The 14,834-nt window shown below is 69.1% G+C and carries 13 protein-coding genes and 1 tRNA gene; 3 read left to right on the plus strand and 11 right to left on the minus strand.

Annotated elements, in window-relative coordinates:
* Positions 1-18: 18 nt before the first annotated feature.
* The 4 genes from ACWGO0_RS07725 to ACWGO0_RS07740 form a co-directional block, all read right to left on the minus strand.
* Positions 19-91: transfer RNA gene (locus ACWGO0_RS07725), tRNA-His, on the minus strand.
* A 137-nt stretch (positions 92-228) separates the two neighbouring features.
* Positions 229-831 (minus strand): oligoribonuclease, encoded by a 603-nt coding sequence (gene orn, locus ACWGO0_RS07730; protein ID WP_453529577.1) that lies wholly within the window; start codon positions 829-831, stop codon positions 229-231.
* Positions 832-841: 10 nt separating this feature from the next.
* On the minus strand, positions 842-2,059 hold the full coding sequence (locus ACWGO0_RS07735; protein WP_453529579.1) for a helix-turn-helix domain-containing protein: 1,218 nt from the start codon (positions 2,057-2,059) through the stop codon (positions 842-844).
* Between the two features lie 409 nt (positions 2,060-2,468).
* Positions 2,469-2,792, minus strand: coding sequence for a hypothetical protein (locus ACWGO0_RS07740; RefSeq protein ID WP_453529582.1), 324 nt, complete (start codon positions 2,790-2,792; stop codon positions 2,469-2,471).
* A gap of 374 nt (positions 2,793-3,166) precedes the next feature.
* Between ACWGO0_RS07740 and ACWGO0_RS07745 the strand changes: the two genes are divergently transcribed.
* Together ACWGO0_RS07745 and ACWGO0_RS07750 are read left to right on the plus strand one after the other, a co-directional pair.
* Entirely contained in the window at positions 3,167-3,688 is a 522-nt protein-coding gene (locus ACWGO0_RS07745; protein WP_453529585.1) for a universal stress protein, read from the plus strand.
* A gap of 175 nt (positions 3,689-3,863) precedes the next feature.
* Positions 3,864-4,436 carry an acetate uptake transporter gene (locus ACWGO0_RS07750; protein ID WP_453529588.1) on the plus strand — a complete coding sequence of 191 codons (573 nt, stop codon included), beginning with the start codon at positions 3,864-3,866 and terminating at the stop codon, positions 4,434-4,436.
* Between the two features lie 121 nt (positions 4,437-4,557).
* Here the strand turns inward: ACWGO0_RS07750 and glmS are convergent, their stop codons facing one another.
* Positions 4,558-6,387 (minus strand): glutamine--fructose-6-phosphate transaminase (isomerizing), encoded by a 1,830-nt coding sequence (gene glmS, locus ACWGO0_RS07755; protein ID WP_453529591.1) that lies wholly within the window; start codon positions 6,385-6,387, stop codon positions 4,558-4,560.
* A gap of 38 nt (positions 6,388-6,425) precedes the next feature.
* On the minus strand, positions 6,426-6,701 hold the full coding sequence (locus ACWGO0_RS07760; RefSeq protein WP_453529593.1) for a hypothetical protein: 276 nt from the start codon (positions 6,699-6,701) through the stop codon (positions 6,426-6,428).
* Positions 6,702-6,915: 214 nt separating this feature from the next.
* Here ACWGO0_RS07760 and ACWGO0_RS07765 point away from each other — a divergent pair, with 214 nt between their 5' ends.
* Entirely contained in the window at positions 6,916-8,529 is a 1,614-nt protein-coding gene (locus ACWGO0_RS07765) for a beta-N-acetylhexosaminidase (RefSeq protein ID WP_453529596.1), read from the plus strand.
* A gap of 55 nt (positions 8,530-8,584) precedes the next feature.
* Here ACWGO0_RS07765 and ACWGO0_RS07770 read toward each other — a convergent pair whose 3' ends face one another.
* The 5 genes from ACWGO0_RS07770 to ACWGO0_RS07790 all read right to left on the minus strand — a co-directional run bounded on the left by ACWGO0_RS07770 (position 8,585) and on the right by ACWGO0_RS07790 (position 14,610).
* Positions 8,585-10,360, minus strand: coding sequence for an IucA/IucC family protein (locus tag ACWGO0_RS07770; RefSeq protein WP_453529599.1), 1,776 nt, complete (start codon positions 10,358-10,360; stop codon positions 8,585-8,587).
* On the minus strand, positions 10,360-10,905 hold the full coding sequence (locus ACWGO0_RS07775; protein WP_453529602.1) for a GNAT family N-acetyltransferase: 546 nt from the start codon (positions 10,903-10,905) through the stop codon (positions 10,360-10,362). Before ACWGO0_RS07775 ends, ACWGO0_RS07770 begins: the two co-directional genes overlap by 1 nt.
* Positions 10,902-12,176: a lysine N(6)-hydroxylase/L-ornithine N(5)-oxygenase family protein gene (locus tag ACWGO0_RS07780; RefSeq protein ID WP_453529605.1), complete on the minus strand. Its 1,275-nt coding sequence runs from the start codon at positions 12,174-12,176 to the stop codon at positions 10,902-10,904. Before ACWGO0_RS07780 ends, ACWGO0_RS07775 begins: the two co-directional genes overlap by 4 nt.
* Positions 12,160-13,608 carry a pyridoxal phosphate-dependent decarboxylase family protein gene (locus ACWGO0_RS07785; RefSeq protein WP_453529608.1) on the minus strand — a complete coding sequence of 483 codons (1,449 nt, stop codon included), beginning with the start codon at positions 13,606-13,608 and terminating at the stop codon, positions 12,160-12,162. The genes ACWGO0_RS07780 and ACWGO0_RS07785 overlap by 17 nt, the downstream gene beginning before the upstream one ends.
* A gap of 150 nt (positions 13,609-13,758) precedes the next feature.
* Positions 13,759-14,610, minus strand: coding sequence for a siderophore-interacting protein (locus ACWGO0_RS07790; RefSeq protein ID WP_453529611.1), 852 nt, complete (start codon positions 14,608-14,610; stop codon positions 13,759-13,761).
* Positions 14,611-14,834 lie beyond the last annotated feature (224 nt).

Here is a 14,834-nt window from a genome sequence, read left to right on the forward strand (position 1 = left end):
CCGGGGCCCTTCTTTCAGGGTGAGTAACGGGACTTGAACCCGCGACATCCTGGACCACAACCAGGTGCTCTGCCAGCTGAGCTATACCCACCATGTCGCCCGGTCGCTTTTCCGACCGGCCGAGAAAAAGTGTACAGGGTCCGGGAGGGTGCTCGCGCCCCGGTTGTTTCCGCCCCGTCCACGGGCCCCGAAAGGCCCGTGACCAGGGGCGTCGCCCTTGGGGTGGGCCTACTCCGCCGGAGCCGTGAGGCGCGCGGCGATCTCCTTGGCGTGTGCCGAGTCGGGGCCGGGCTGCGGTACGAAGACGGCCTCCCGGTAGTAGCGGAGCTCCGTGATCGAATCGCGGATGTCCGCCAGCGCCCGGTGGTTGCCGTTCTTGTCCGGACTGTTGAAGTACGCCCTCGGGTACCAGCGGCGTGCCAGCTCCTTGACCGAGGACACGTCGACGATCCGGTAATGGAGGTAGCCCTCCAGCGACGGCATGTCCCGCGAGAGGAAGCCCCGGTCGGTACCGACCGAGTTTCCGCACAGCGGGGCCTTGCCCGGCTCCTTCACGTGCTCGCGCACATAGGCCATGACCTGCTCCTCGGCGGCTTCCAGGGTCGTACCCCCTGCAAGCTCGTCGAGGAGCCCCGAGGCGGTGTGCATCTGCCGCACCACCTCGGGCATGGTCTCCAGGGCCGCGTCCGGCGGGCGGATCACGATGTCCACCCCTTCGCCGAGCACGTTCAGCTCCGAGTCGGTGACCAGTGCGGCCACCTCGATCAGTGCGTCGTCCGTCAGCGAGAGCCCGGTCATCTCGCAGTCGATCCACACCATACGGTCGTTCATGCGCCCCACCCTACGGGGCGCTGCGCTGCCCCGGCAGGGCCGGGCGTCCCGGCGCGTACGCGTCAGGACCCGGTTTCATGTGCTCCGCGGAGCCTCCGGAACCCACCCCGACCGGGGCCGGCCCGGCCGGTGCGCTCCGACGGCCCGTGACCGTCCCCTGGGCGGGCACGACCGGATCGATCGCCGCGGCGATGCTCTCCAGCCCTCCGCTCTGCGGCCGGCGGGCCCGGTAGGCGGCCCGGTAGGCGGCCGGGGACGAGCCCAGCTGGCGGCGGAAGTGCCCGCGCAGCGCGACCGGGGAGCGGAAGCCGCAGCGGCCCGCGACCTCGTCGACCGAGTAGTCGGAGGTCTCCAGCAGCCGCTGCGCCTGCAGCACCCGTTGGGTGATGAGCCACTGGAGCGGTGCGCTGCCGGTGAGCGAGCGGAACCTCCGGTCGAAGGTCCGTCTGCTCATATAGGCGCGCGCCGCCAGCGTCTCCACGTCGAACTGCTCGTGGAGATGCTCCAGCGCCCAGGCCACCACCTCGGCGAGCGGGTCGGAGCCGATCTCCTCCGGCAAGGACCGGTCGAGGTAGCGCTCCTGGCCGCCGCTGCGGCGCGGTGGCACGACGAGGCGTCGGGCCAGTGCCCCGGCGGCCTCCGTGCCGTGGTCCGTGCGGACGATGTGCAGACAGAGATCGATTCCGGCGGCCGTGCCGGCGGAGGTGAGCACGTCGCCGTCGTCGACGAAGAGTTCACGCGGATCCACGTGCACCGACGGATAGCGCTTGGCCAGCGTCGGTGCGTACATCCAGTGTGTCGTCGCCGGGCGGCCGTCGAGCAGGCCGGCCGCGGCGAGGACGAACGCCCCGGTGCAGAGTCCGACGATGCGCGCACCCTCTTCATGGGCACGGCGCAGCGCGTCCAGCGCTTCCGCGGGCGGTGGTGATGTGATGGACCGCCAGGCGGGCACCACCACGGTGCCTGCCCTGCTGATCGCCTCCAGGCCGTACGGTGTGCTGAGTTCGAGTCCACCCGTGGTGCGCAGTGGTCCCTCTTCGCCCCCGCAGACGAGCAGCCGGTAGCGGGGAACTCCCGCGTCCTGCCGGTCGATTCCGAAAACGGAGAGCGGGATGGAGCTCTCGAAGATAGGGCCGCCGCTGAAAAGCAGTACGGCCACAACCTCCCGGCGTCGCCGCCCGGTCAGCTTCCGTCCGGCCTCCGTTGCGGTAGCAGAGTCCTGGCTCATGACGCTAAGCCCCCCTCGGTGTTCGCGTCTCCCTGGTCCTTACGGGCCTGTCGCTCCTGCACGTTTCCCCTCGGTCTCGCACGAGTCCGCAGACTTCGTCCCATGATCGAATCTACTGCGTCCCGTGGTGCCGCAGTGACACGTTCCCCCACCGGCACTATGTCGACAAGGCCACTTGGCGCGAAGCCGTCGATCACGAAGCGTTCCACTCGCGAGGCGCCCAGGGAAGTGCGTCGCGCGATCATGGCCCGTCCCCGTTGGGTAAAAGCGTACCGCGCGGTCTATTCCTGCCTGGTGGCACGTGGGTTGGCCGGGCAGATCACCAAGAGTTGGGCACTGGCTCGAAGTTGGCTGAAAACCAGCGGTTGTGTGCGCGGAATCCAGTCACACCCGGCGCACCACCCCTTCTCTATCGCCCGCCCCGGCGCGCCCCTTCGACAATGCGGGCGGGTTTCTGATCATGCGGGAGAGACGTCTCGCGGGCGGTGCCGTGCTCGGAACGGCACAGCAGCAGCCGGCAGGCGGCGGTGACGGCGGCGAGCCCGATGGCCAGGAGCGTGGCACTGCCGGCCCGGGTGCCGTACACCGCGAAGGCGGCGGGGACGAGCAGGCACCAGAACAGCCCCCAGCGGACCGCGTCCGGTGACGCGGGAGATCCCGCGGGCTCGGCGCGAGGTGTGCCGGCGGTCGGGTCGGTCGGGGCGGCCGGGGGTGCGGACACGGCTACGGGCACGGTTTCTGCTCCCTGGAAGGCTGTGGTGGCTCAGTGTGACGGTGGGGCTAACGCCGGAGCGCTACGCCTGGTCACTGCTCGTCGCGGTGGTGCCGGTCCGGACCCCTCCACGTAAGGGGGAAGGAAGGGGAATGGTGTCGTCCGGTCGGGTGAGGCTCGGTGTACGGCACAACCGGCATTGCCATACGCTGCCGCCTCGGGCATGCTCCCTGCAACGTCGCACGCGCTTTGCGGGGGTCTGGGCTGTGAAGGAGTGGGGCCGTACCCTTGGGGGTATGGGGTTGGGAAGATGATTCCCGGACACACCTTTAGCAACTGGAAACACCGCCCGAAGCCGCTCCCTCCACACGAGGACTCTCTTCGCCGAGACACCGATGGCCGGTCACGAAATCCCTGAACCCGCAGACCGCAAGCAGGTCGCCGACCCACGGTCGGACCCGCAGACGGTCGAAGAAACACGTCATTCCTGCGATCCCGCCTTCCGGCATGGGGTCGTGGTCGGTTTCGACGGCTCCACGTCCAGTGAACGGGCCCTCGCGTACGCCATCGGCATGGCATCGAGGTCCGGTTCGGGCCTGATCATCGTCCATGTCGCCAACCGGCTGCCGACCACCGTCTGGGCCGGCTGCGAGCCCCCCGTCTTCGTCGACGTGCCGGATCACCGCACCGAGGTCCTCGGTCTGGAGCTGGCCTGCGCGGAGTACCTCTCCGAGGTGCCGTGGGTGCTCGTCGAGCGCGGCGGGGACATCTGCCACGAGCTGGAGGAGGTCGGCCGGGAGTATTCGGCGGACGCCATCGTCGTGGGCTCCACGCACGGCATCGTCGGCCGGATCTTCGGTTCGGTGGCGGGCCGGCTGGCACGCCGGGCACAGCGCCCGGTCATCGTCATTCCCTGACGCCGCGGAATCGCCTGAGGCCCGCGGAATCCCCCTGACGCGCGCGAAGGACCGACGAGGCGTCAAAAACCCTGTGTACGCGGCAAATCTACCGATGCGTAGGGGTGGATTGTGCGCTTGTGAAGGGTATCCCGACGGTACGTGGAAACAGCACCACACCTGAAGGGAGCCCGCCGTGGACAAAGACGTCTCCGCGGGAAGCGCCAGTACCACCACCCTCGGTCATCTCGCCCTGGGAATCACTCTGTTGGCGTTCGGCATCGGCAGCACCGGAGTCATCGACGGTGTGACCGCGGCCGACGCCGTCACACTCGCGCTCTATGTCGGCGGTATCGCCCTGTTCGTCACCGGGCTCCTGGAGTTCCGGGCGGGCAACGCCTTCGCCGGGACGGCCTTCGCCGGCCTCGGCGCGTTCTGGTTCACCTGGGGCACCGGCGCGGGCGCGTCGGTCTCCGCCGACGCGGCCGGGCTCTTCCTGCTGCTCTGGGCGCTCTTCGCGCTCAGCCTGACCCTCGGGGCGGCGGGCAGCGGTCCGCTCGCCCAGGGGATGTACGCACTGCTCTTCCTGGGCCTGCTGCTCATGGGCGTCGGGCAGTTCGCGGGCAGTGACGGTCTCGGCGAGGCCGGTGGCTGGTGCGCGGCGGTCGCCGGTCTCGCGGCCTGGTACGGGGCTACGGCGGCGCTGGCCAGTTGGCCGACCGCTCTGCCCAAGCGTGCTGCCGGCCGGGGCGTGACGGCCGCCGGCTGAGGCAGCGGACCGGCCGGCGCGGAGGCGGCGCCGGCCCGCGATGGAGCGGCTCCGCACCACAGTGGCGTGGTGCGGGGCCGCTCTCCGTGCCGTACGGACGACTGTCCGGGGTGACGGACTTCTACTCGACGGTGACGGACTTCGCCAGGTTGCGCGGCTTGTCGATGTCGCGGCCCATGGCCAGCGCCGTGTGGTACGCGAAGAGCTGGAGCGGGATGCCCATCAGGATCGGGTCCAGCTCGTTCTCGTTCTTCGGTACGACGATGGTGTGGTCGGCCTTCTCCTGCACCTGGTGGGCGACGGCGAGGATGCGACCGCTGCGGGCCTTGATCTCCTCCATCGCGGCGCGGTTCTTCTCCAGCAGCTCGTCGTCAGGGACGATCGCCACGGTCGGCATCGCGGGCTCGATGAGGGCGAGCGGGCCGTGCTTCAGCTCGGATGCGGGGTAGGCCTCGGCGTGGATGTACGAGACCTCCTTGAGCTTCAGCGAGGCCTCACGGGCGACGGGGTAGCCGCGCACCCGGCCGATGAACATCATCGACTTGGCGTCCGCGTACTCGGCGGCCAGCTTCTTGATCTCGTCCTCGGTCGCGAGGATCTCGCTGATCTGGCCGGGCAGCTTGCGCAGGCCGTCGATGATCCGCTTGCCGTCGGCGACCGACAGGTCACGGATGCGGCCCAGGTGCAGGGCGAGCAGGGCGAACGAGACGACCGTGTTGGTGAAGCACTTGGTCGAGACGACGCAGACCTCGGGCCCGGCGTGGACGTACGTACCGCCGTCGGCCTCCCGGGCGATCGCGGAGCCGACCACGTTGACGATGCCCAGGACGCGAGCGCCCTTGCGCTTGAGCTCCTGGACCGCGGCCAGTACGTCGTACGTCTCGCCCGACTGGGAGACCGCGACGTACAGGGTGTCGGGGTCCACGACCGGGTTGCGGTAGCGGAACTCGGAGGCGGGCTCGGCGTCCGCGGGGATGCGGGCCAGCTCCTCGATCAGCTGGGCGCCGATCTGGCCCGCGTGGTACGAGGTGCCGCAGCCGAGGATCTTGATCCGGCGGACCCCGCGCGCCTCACGGGCGTCCAGGTTCAGACCGCCGAGGTGCACGGTGGAGAACCGGTCGTCGATCCGCCCGCGCAGCACGCGGTCCACGGCGTCGGCCTGCTCGGAGATCTCCTTGTGCATGTACGTGTCGTGGCCGCCCATGTCGTACGAGGCGGCCTCCCACTCCACGGTGGTCGGCGTCGCCGTCGTGGTGGAGCCCTCCGTGGTGTACGTACGGAAGTCGTCGGCCTTGAGGGTGGCCATCTCGCCGTCGTCGAGGGTGACGATCTGGCGGGTGTGGGCGACCAGCGCGGCGATGTCGGAGGCGACGAACATCTCCTTCTCGCCGATGCCGAGCACGACGGGGGAGCCGTTGCGGGCGACGACGATGCGGTCGTTGAAGTCGGCGTGCATGACGGCGATGCCGTACGTGCCCTCGACCACCTTCAGCGCCTGGCGGACCTTCTCCTCCAGAGTGTCCGCCTGCGAGCGGGCGATCAGGTGGACCAGCACCTCGGTGTCGGTCTCGGAGAGGAAGACGATGCCTTCGGCGACGAGCTTCGCACGGAGCTCGGTGGCGTTGTCGATGATGCCGTTGTGGACGACGGCGACCTTGTTGTCGGCGTCCATGTGCGGGTGGGCGTTCTCGTCGCTCGGCGCGCCGTGGGTGGCCCAGCGGGTGTGGGCGATGCCGGTGGTGCCGGCGAAGCGCTTGGGGACGCGGGCCTCCAGCTCGCGGACCCGGCCCTTGGCCTTGACCATCTTCAGGGTGCCGGGCTTGCCCGCCGCGGCCTTGCTGGTGACCACGAGGCCCGCCGAGTCGTAACCCCGGTACTCCAGCCGCTGAAGACCCTCCAGCAGCAGGGGTGCCACATCACGCCTGCCGATATAACCGACGATTCCGCACATAGAGTCTCTGCCCCTCCATCGACGTACAAAGTGAGTGCTCAGCCGTAGACGATGCGGCGCAGCTGGCGGAGCGAGAGCTCCGGCGGTGCGACCGCGCGGTACGGCAGCTCGGCCGCGATCCGTTCGAAGATCTCCGTGTTCACCAGGCCGCCGGACTGCAGTTCGCGGTGGCGGCGGCGGACGAAGGCATCCGTCGTCTCGTCGAAGTACGCCAGCACGTCAAGGATCACCCGGGTCGCTTCGCCGCGCTGGAGCGCGGTGCTGCGCACCAGGTGGTCGATGAGGTCGTCATGCGACGAGCGGCGTTCGAGCACTCGTCGATATTGCGCGCCAGGGGCGTATTCCGCAAGAAATCTGCCCGATATCGGGCAGGGAGACGCGGAAACGCGCCCTCGTCCGGGGTGTGGCCGCCTCGGGATGCGGCCGAAGTGGTCTAGTCCCTTGACCCACCGGTGATACGCGCGATACGGATGGTGACCGTTCGGTTGCTCGAGAACCACAGGTGCGAACCCGAGGAAAGGGCCCCTTGTGAGACAGCACAGAACGTTTTCCCGTCTGTTCGGCTCGCTGCTGCTCGTCGTGGCGGCCGGCATCTCCAGTGTCGGAGCCGCCCCCGGCAGCGGCGGCGAGGCCGCTCCCGCACCGCCCAGGCCGCTCGGCGAGATCGTGCCCGCCCCCGCCAAGGTGAAGCCCGGCGGATCCCCGTACGCCCTCACGCAGAGCACCCGCATCCGGGTCGACGACGGCTCCGCCGAGACCCGGCGGATCGGCGAGTACCTGGCGGACCGGCTGCGCCCCTCCACCGGATACCCGCTGCCCGTCACCGATCAGGACGGCCGCGACGGCATCCGCCTCCGGCTCGGCTCCACCGACGCTTCGCTCGGCTCCGAGGGCTACCGGCTCCAGTCCTCCGGCGGCTCCGTCACCATCACCGCGCGCGGCCCCGCCGGTCTCTTCCACGGGGTGCAGACACTGCGGCAGCTGCTCCCGGCCGACGTGGAGAAGGGCAGCGTCCAGGAAGGGCCGTGGAAGGTCGCGGGCGGCACGCTCACCGACGCCCCGCGCTACGCGTACCGGAGCGCGATGCTCGACGTCTCGCGGCACTTCTTCTCCGTCGCCGAGGTCAAGCGGTACATCGACCAGCTCGCGCTCTACAAGATCAACACCCTGCACATGCATCTCTCCGACGACCAGGGCTGGCGCATCGCGATCGACTCCTGGCCCAGGCTCGCCGAGTACGGCGGCTCCACGGAGGTCGGGGGCGGGCCCGGCGGCTACTACACCAAGAGCGACTACAAGGAGATCCTCGGCTACGCGGCCTCGCGCTACATGGAGGTCGTGCCCGAGATCGATATGCCGGGCCACACGAACGCGGCCCTCGCCTCGTACGCCGAGCTGAACTGCGACGGGGTCGCGCCGCCGCTCTACACGGGCACGAACGTGGGCTTCAGCTCGCTCTGCGCGCCGAAGGCCGTGACGTACGACTTCGTCGACGACGTGATCCGCGAGGTGGCCGCGCTCACGCCCGGCCGGTACATCCACATCGGCGGCGACGAGGCGCACTCCACGAGCCACGAGGACTACGTGACGTTCATGGACAAGGCGCAGGCGATCGTCGGGAAGTACGGCAAGACCGTGGTCGGCTGGCACCAGCTGACCGGGGCGAAGCCGGTGGCGGGTGCGGTGGCGCAGTACTGGGGCTACGACCGGACGAGCGCCGCCGAGAAGCAGCAGGTGGCGGATGCCGCGAAGAACGGCACGAAGCTGGTGCTGTCCCCGGCGGACCGTACGTACCTGGACATGAAGTACGACGCGAGCACCAAGCTGGGTCTTGCCTGGGCCGGCTACGTGGAGGTGCAGCGCTCGTACGACTGGAACCCGGCGACGTACCTCGCGGGCGCTCCGGCGGACTCGGTCCTCGGCGTCGAGGCGCCGCTCTGGTCGGAGACGCTGTCCAACAGCGACGAGATCGACCAGATGGCGTTCCCGCGGCTGCCGGGGGTGGCCGAGTTGGGATGGTCACCGGCGGCCACGCACGACTGGGATTCGTACAAGGTGCGGCTGGCCGCACAGGGGCCGCGGTTCTCGGCGCTCGGTATCAACTACTACCGGTCGCCGCAGGTGCCGTGGGGCGCGGAGTGAGGTGACCGGGGGTGTCCGGCCGGACGGGCTTGGAATCAAGCCCGTCCGGCACTTCCTACCGGCCGGCTATCGGGTTCTTCAGCGTGCCGATCAGCTGGAGTGCGCCCGCCGGGTCCGTCAGGTCCACCATCTGCTTGTTGTTGCGCAGTTGCAGACGGTTCAGACAGGACAGCGCGAACTCCTCCGTGAACAGGTCGTACTGCTTGAACTTGTCCGCGAGGTACGGCACCGACTCCTGGTAGCCGCTCACGCACTCCGCGACCGTCCGCCAGAACGTGTCCTCGTCGAGGATTCCCTCCGTGGCCAGGCCCGCGCCCAGGAAGCGGAAGAAGCAGTCGAAGACGTCGGTGAGGACCGAGAGGAGCTTCATGTCCTCGGGGACCTCGGCGCGGATGCGCTCGACCTGGGGCGGCAGCACCGCGTCCGGGTCCATGACCGCGATCTCCTCGGCGATGTCCTTGAAGATCGTGCGGCGTACGACGCCGTCCTCGACGACCAGGATGACGTTCTCGCCGTGCGGCATGAAGACCAGGTCGTAGGCGTAGAAGCTGTGCAGCACCGGGACGAGGTACGCGTCCAGGTAGTGGCGCAGCCACGCCGCGGGAGCCAGCCCCGACTCGGCGATCAGCACACCCGCGACGGAGCTGCCCTCGTGGTCGGTGTGGAGCAGCGAGGCCATCGTGGCGACCCGCTCGCCGGGTGCCAGGTCCGGGACGGGGCTCTCGCGCCAGAGTGCGGCGAGCATCTTCAGGTACGGGGAGCCCTTGGCGGTCGCCGCCTCGTACGCCCGGTGGTGGTAGCCGATGGCCGCCCGCTCCCGGATGATCGAGAACCGGGCGCGGCGCAGCAGTTCGTCGCGCTCGACGACTCCCGCGAGCCAGTCGTTGATCGCGGGCGTCGCCTCCATGTACGCGGCCGAGAGCCCGCGCATGAAGCCCATGTTGAGGACGGAGAGCGCCGTCTTCACATAGTGCTTCTCGGGGTGGTCGGCGTTGAAGAACGTACGGATCGACTGCTGTGCGAGGTAGGCGTCGTCGCCCTCGCCCAGGCAGACCAGGTGCTGCTGGGCGAGCTCCCCGGCGAAGGTGACGGACAGCTTGTTCCACCACTGCCAGGGGTGCACCGGGATGAGGAGGTAGTCGTCGAGGTCGAGGCCGAGACCGCTCATCGTTCCGGCGAACCGGGTGCGGGTCTCCTCGCTCAGCTCACCGGCGATCAGCGTCCCGTAGTCGAGCCCGGCGCCCGCGGTGAACGTGGCGCGGCCGCGGCGGGCGGCCAGCCAGACCAGCCGGATCTCGGCCGCCGTCTCGGGGGCGTACGCGCGGTACTCGTCCACGCCGAAGCCGAGGCGCCCGTTGTTGGCGACGAAGCAAGGGTGGCCCTCGGTCATCCCCGTCTCGATGGCCTGGAATCCCGCGGCGACGAGTTCGGCGGAGGTGGCCGGTTCCTTGGTCAGTTTGTACGCGGTTCCGGCCAGCGTGGAGGAGATCTCCTCCAGGTAGACCGGCAGGATCTCCGCCGAGAGACCCAGTGTCGAGCGCAGCTCGATGAAGAAGTCCAGCGCGTCCAGAGGCAGTTCGGAGCCGTGCCGGTGGCGGGTGATGGAGTCCGCGTCGACCTGCCAGTGGTCGAGGGCGAAGCGTCTGGCTGCGAAGCGGTACTCGGTCTCCGCGTCGTCGCTCCGTACCGAGTAGCGGTCGTCGCCGAGCGGGGCGGGGGCCAGCAGGCGTTCGTGGGTGAACTCGGCGAGGCCCTTGCGGATCAGCAGCCGGTTGGCGGTGGCCCAGCGTTCGGGGGAGAGGTGGGCGACGCTGTCGGTGAGGGCCGGCATCAGGAGAGACCTCCGGTCGTGGCCTGGAACTGTTCGCGGGTGCAGGCGCTGAGCAGCGCGGTCTTCTCCGGCTTGGTGATCTCCCGGAGGACCTCGAAGCCGACGGCCTTGTTGAGGGCGTGCACCGCGCCGTTGCGTACGTCGGGCTCGACGACGACCCGGAGCACCGAGGGGTCGGCGAACATCTCCTTCATCACGGCCGTGATCACGGCGAGCGTGAAGCCGTGCAGCGGGGTGTCGGTGGGGGCGACCAGGAAGTGCATCCCGATGTCGCCCGGCTCGGCCTCGTACAGCCCCTTGAGCTCGACCTCTGCCGGGTCGTAGCGCTCCATGAGGAAGGCGGGCTCCCCGTCGTGGAGCCCGATGAAGGCGTCGTGGTGCGCGTGGGAGGCGATCGCCATGTACTCCCGCTCGACGTCCTGGAGCCGGGCGTCGCCCATCATCCAGAAGGACGCCTTGGGGTGGGTGACCCAGCCGTGCACCAGCTCGGCGTCGGAGAGGGGGTCCAGGGGGCGGGTGGTGAAAGTACCGATGGTCTGGCTCATATCGCGAACTCCTGGAAGGCGATGGACTTCTCGACCGGGTAGTACTCACGGCCGAGCAGTTCGCCGATGATGTACGCGTTGCGGTAGGCACCCATGCCCAGGTCGGGCGAGGTGATCGAGTGGGTGTGCGTGCCCGCGTTCTGGAGGAACACACCGCGTCCCGTGGTGTCGATGCTGTAGTTGCGGGCCACGTCGAAACGGCCCCGGCTGTCGTGTCTGAGCCGGTCGCCGATCGGTTCCAGGAACGCCGGAGGGGTGTACTTGTAACCCGTGGCGAGGATCAGTCCCTGGGTGCTCAGGGAGTAGTCCTTGCCCTGCTCCTCCTGGCGCAGTCCCAGGGTGTACGTGCCCGTCTCCTCCTCGTAACTCGCGCTGTTGAGCGAGGAGTTGGTGAGCAGCCTGGTGGGGACGGGGCCCGGCAGGTTCTTCTGGTAGAGCAGGTCGAAGATCGAGTCGATCAGTTCGCCGTCGATCCCCTTGAAGAGGCCCTTCTGGCCGGACTCCAGCCGGTAGCGGGCCTCCTCGGGCAGGGCGTGGAAGTAGTCCACGTACTCCGGCGAGGTCATCTCCAGCGTCAGCTTGGTGTACTCCAGCGGGAAGAACCGCGGGGAGCGGGTCACCCAGTTGAGCCGGTAGCCGTGCACATCGATCTCGGAGAGCAGGTCGTAGTAGATCTCAGCCGCGCTCTGGCCGCTGCCGACGAGGGTGATGGACTCCTTCGCCTGGAGCGCCGCTTTCCCCTCCAGATAGCGGGAGTTGTGCAGCAGGTCGCCGCCCAGGCCCTGGCACGCCTCCGGGATGTACGGCGGGGTTCCGGTGCCCAGGACCAGGTGGCGGGCGCGGAAGACGCTGTCGGCGGTGCGGACGGTGTAGAGGCCGTCGCTCTCCTCGTACGTAACCGACTGGACGGTCTGCTTGAAGCGGACGCTGCTCAGTTTGGCGGCGGCCCAGCGGCAGTAGTCGTTGTACTCGGTCCGCAGGGGATAGAAGTTCTCGCGGATGTAGAAGGAGTAGAGCCGGCCCCGCTCCTTGAGGTAGTTCAGGAAGGAGTACGGCGACGTCGGGTCGGCCATCGTCACCAGGTCCGACATGAACGGCGTCTGGAGATGGGCTCCTTCGAGAAACATACCGGCGTGCCACTCGAAGTCCGGCTTGGACTCCAGGAAGACGCCGTTCAGCTCGTCGATCGGCTCGGTCAGGCACGCGAGCCCGAGGTTGAACGGTCCGAGGCCGATCCCGATGAAGTCGTGGGGGTCAGGAAGCGCGGTCAAGGGTGTCTCCCAGGTACTGCTCGGCGTGGCCCGAGATCAGGTCGAGGACCGCGGCGATGTCACGCACGGTCGTTTCGGGGTTCAGCAGGGTGAACTTCAGGTACTGGCGGTCGCCGACCTTCGTCCCCGCGACGACGGCCTCGCCGGAGGCGAACAGGGCCTTGCGGGCGTAGAGGTTGGCCCGGTCGATCGCGGCGGGCGCGGTGACGTCGGCGGGGATGAAGCGGAAGACCAGGGTGGAGAGCTGGGGCTCGACGACGACGTCGAAGCGCGGATCGGCGGCGAGGAGCCGCCAGCCGTCGGCGGCCAGGTCGCAGACCTCGTCGAAGAGCTCGCCGACACCGTCGGCGCCCATGACGCGCAGCGTCATCCAGAGCTTCAGCGCGTCGAATCTGCGGGTGGTCTGGAGGGACTTGTCCACCTGGTTCGGGATGCGCTCCTGGGCCATCCGCTGCGGGTTGAGGTATTCCGCGTGGTACGTGGCATGGCGCAGCGTCGCCCGGTCGCGGACCAGCACGGCCGAGGAACTGACCGGCTGGAAGAAGGACTTGTGGTAGTCCACGGTGACGGAGTCGGCGCGCTCGATGCCGTCGATGAGGTCCCGGCGGGTGCGCGAGGCCAGCAGGCCGCAGCCGTAGGCGGCGTCGACGTGCATCCAGGCGGAGAAGCGCTCGCAGAGGGCGGCGATCTCGGGGAGCGGGTCGATGGAGCCGAAGTCGGTGGTGCCGGCGGTGGCGACGACCGCCATCGGCACGGCGCCTTCCGCGACGCACTGCTCCAGTGCGCGGGCCAGGGCCACGGTCTGCATGCGCTTGTTGCTGTCGACGGGCACGGGCACGACGGCGTCGGGGCCCAGACCGAGGAGTTTCGCCGACTTCTGGACGCTGAAGTGACTGCACTCGGAGGCGAAGATCCGCAGTCGGGTGAAGTGCTCCGGACGGGACTTGGCCTCCTCGCGGGCCAGCAGCAGGGCCTGGAGGTTCGACTGCGTACCGCCGCTGGTGAAGATGCCGTCCGCGGCCGGGCCGAGGCCGATGCGCTCGGTGGTCCAGTCGATCAGTTTGCGCTCGATGAGCGTGCCGCCCGCGCTCTGGTCCCAGGTGTCCAGGGAGGAGTTGACGGCCGAGAGCACCGCCTCGCCGAGGACGGCGGGGATGACGACCGGGCAGTTGAGGTGGCCCAGGTAGCGCGGGTGGTGGAAGTAGACGGCGTCGCGCAGATAGACGTCCTCGAGTTCGTCGAGAGCGGCCGTGGCGTCGCCCAGGGGCCTGTCCAGGTCTATCGCGTCGATGACGGGTGCGAGCTCGTCGACGCCGATTCCGCTGAACGGCCGCTCGGTGGCGGCGAGTTTGGCCGCGACCCGTTCGACTCCTGCGGTGACGGAGAGACGGTAGTGCTCTGCGGTCGAGTCGTTGAGCAGGTGCGAACGCATGAGGGGGGTCCTCCCGGGTGAGGGGAACTTCATCGAAACCCTCCGGGCAGGAGAAAGGGGACGAGGGCGCGATGTCGAAGTAAGGTTAGCCTAACCTAAGTTTCGACCTTCGCGTCCCCCGTCCCCCATGGGGCCCGGAAGTTGTCTGGTTTATGCGTCTTCGGTGGCCGCTTCGGCGCGCGACTGGTCCTCGCTGAGCCCGCGGCGCCAGTACCCGACGAAGGTCACTCGCTTACGGTCGAACTCCCGCTCCCGTACGAGGTGCCGGCGCAGTTCCCGCACCTCGGAGGACTCGCCCGCGATCCAGACGTACGGGGTTCCGGCGGGCAGCTCCGCGGCGCGGACGGCGTCCACGGCCGAGGGTGCGCCCTCGTCGCGTACCAGCCAGTTGATCTTCGCGCGGGCGGCGGTGTTGAGGGCCTGGCGGTCCTCGGTGTGCGCGACCTCCAGCCAGACCAGGGCGCGCATCCCGGCCGGCAGCCACTCCAGGGCGGCCGAAGCGGCGGGCAGCGCCGTCTCGTCGGCCCAGATCAGCACCCAGTCGGTGTCCTGCGGGGGGCGGAAGCGGACGGCCGTGTTGTCCTCGACGGCCGGGCCGAGTGCTTTGAGCAACTGGCCCGGAGCGGCGGCGGTCGCCCAGCGGCAGGCCGGGCCGCCGTCCTCGTGCAGTGCGAAGTCGATGTCTATCTCGGTCGAACCGTCGGCGGCGCGGCGCTGGGCGCGCACCGTGTACGAGCGCATGACCGCCCGCTCGTCCTCGGGGAGCTCCCGCCAGGCGGTGAACCACTCGCCGTCCTCGTCGACCGGGACCACGGGCTCGGACTGCCCGGGATGCGGCAGGAAGAGCGAGAGGCTCTGGTCCCGGCCCCCGGCGGCGAAGCCGTCGAGACCGGGACCGCCGAAGGTGATCCTGAGCATGGAAGGACCGAGCCGTCTGGTCCGCAGAACCGCCAGCCCGAAGAACCGGAAGGGAGCTGTGGCGGGTTCGGTGGCGGTCGTCATGCGGGTGCTCCTCCGGGACGGGTCGGCGGTCCGAAGGAAGGTTAGCCTACCCTTGCCAAGGGTGGGGCCTATTCGGGGTCCGGACACGGCGCAGCAGGGACCGCTTTCGCGCGCCGAGGGTTGTACGTGCGGGGCTTAAGCGCGTAATGCTCCTTTCGTTCCAACAGTTGACATGAACCCCTCCAGAAGCAGTACAACTCTTGCGCCGGTGACCAACGCTGGGG

The organism is Streptomyces sp. NPDC055749 (assembly GCF_053617235.1).

Bases quoted from the DNA above. Each gene is read 5' to 3' on its own strand.
- ACWGO0_RS07790 (WP_453529611.1), bottom strand. From the start codon at position 14,610: ATGACGACCGCCACCGAACCCGCCACAGCTCCCTTCCGGTTCTTCGGG.
- orn (WP_453529577.1), bottom strand. From the start codon at position 831: ATGAACGACCGTATGGTGTGGATCGACTGCGAGATGACCGGGCTCTCG.
- ACWGO0_RS07775 (WP_453529602.1), bottom strand. From the start codon at position 10,905: ATGAGCCAGACCATCGGTACTTTCACCACCCGCCCCCTGGACCCCCTC.
- ACWGO0_RS07745 (WP_453529585.1), top strand. From the start codon at position 3,167: ATGGCCGGTCACGAAATCCCTGAACCCGCAGACCGCAAGCAGGTCGCC.
- ACWGO0_RS07785 (WP_453529608.1), bottom strand. From the start codon at position 13,608: ATGCGTTCGCACCTGCTCAACGACTCGACCGCAGAGCACTACCGTCTC.
- glmS (WP_453529591.1), bottom strand. From the start codon at position 6,387: ATGTGCGGAATCGTCGGTTATATCGGCAGGCGTGATGTGGCACCCCTG.
- ACWGO0_RS07770 (WP_453529599.1), bottom strand. From the start codon at position 10,360: ATGCCGGCCCTCACCGACAGCGTCGCCCACCTCTCCCCCGAACGCTGG.
- ACWGO0_RS07735 (WP_453529579.1), bottom strand. From the start codon at position 2,059: ATGAGCCAGGACTCTGCTACCGCAACGGAGGCCGGACGGAAGCTGACC.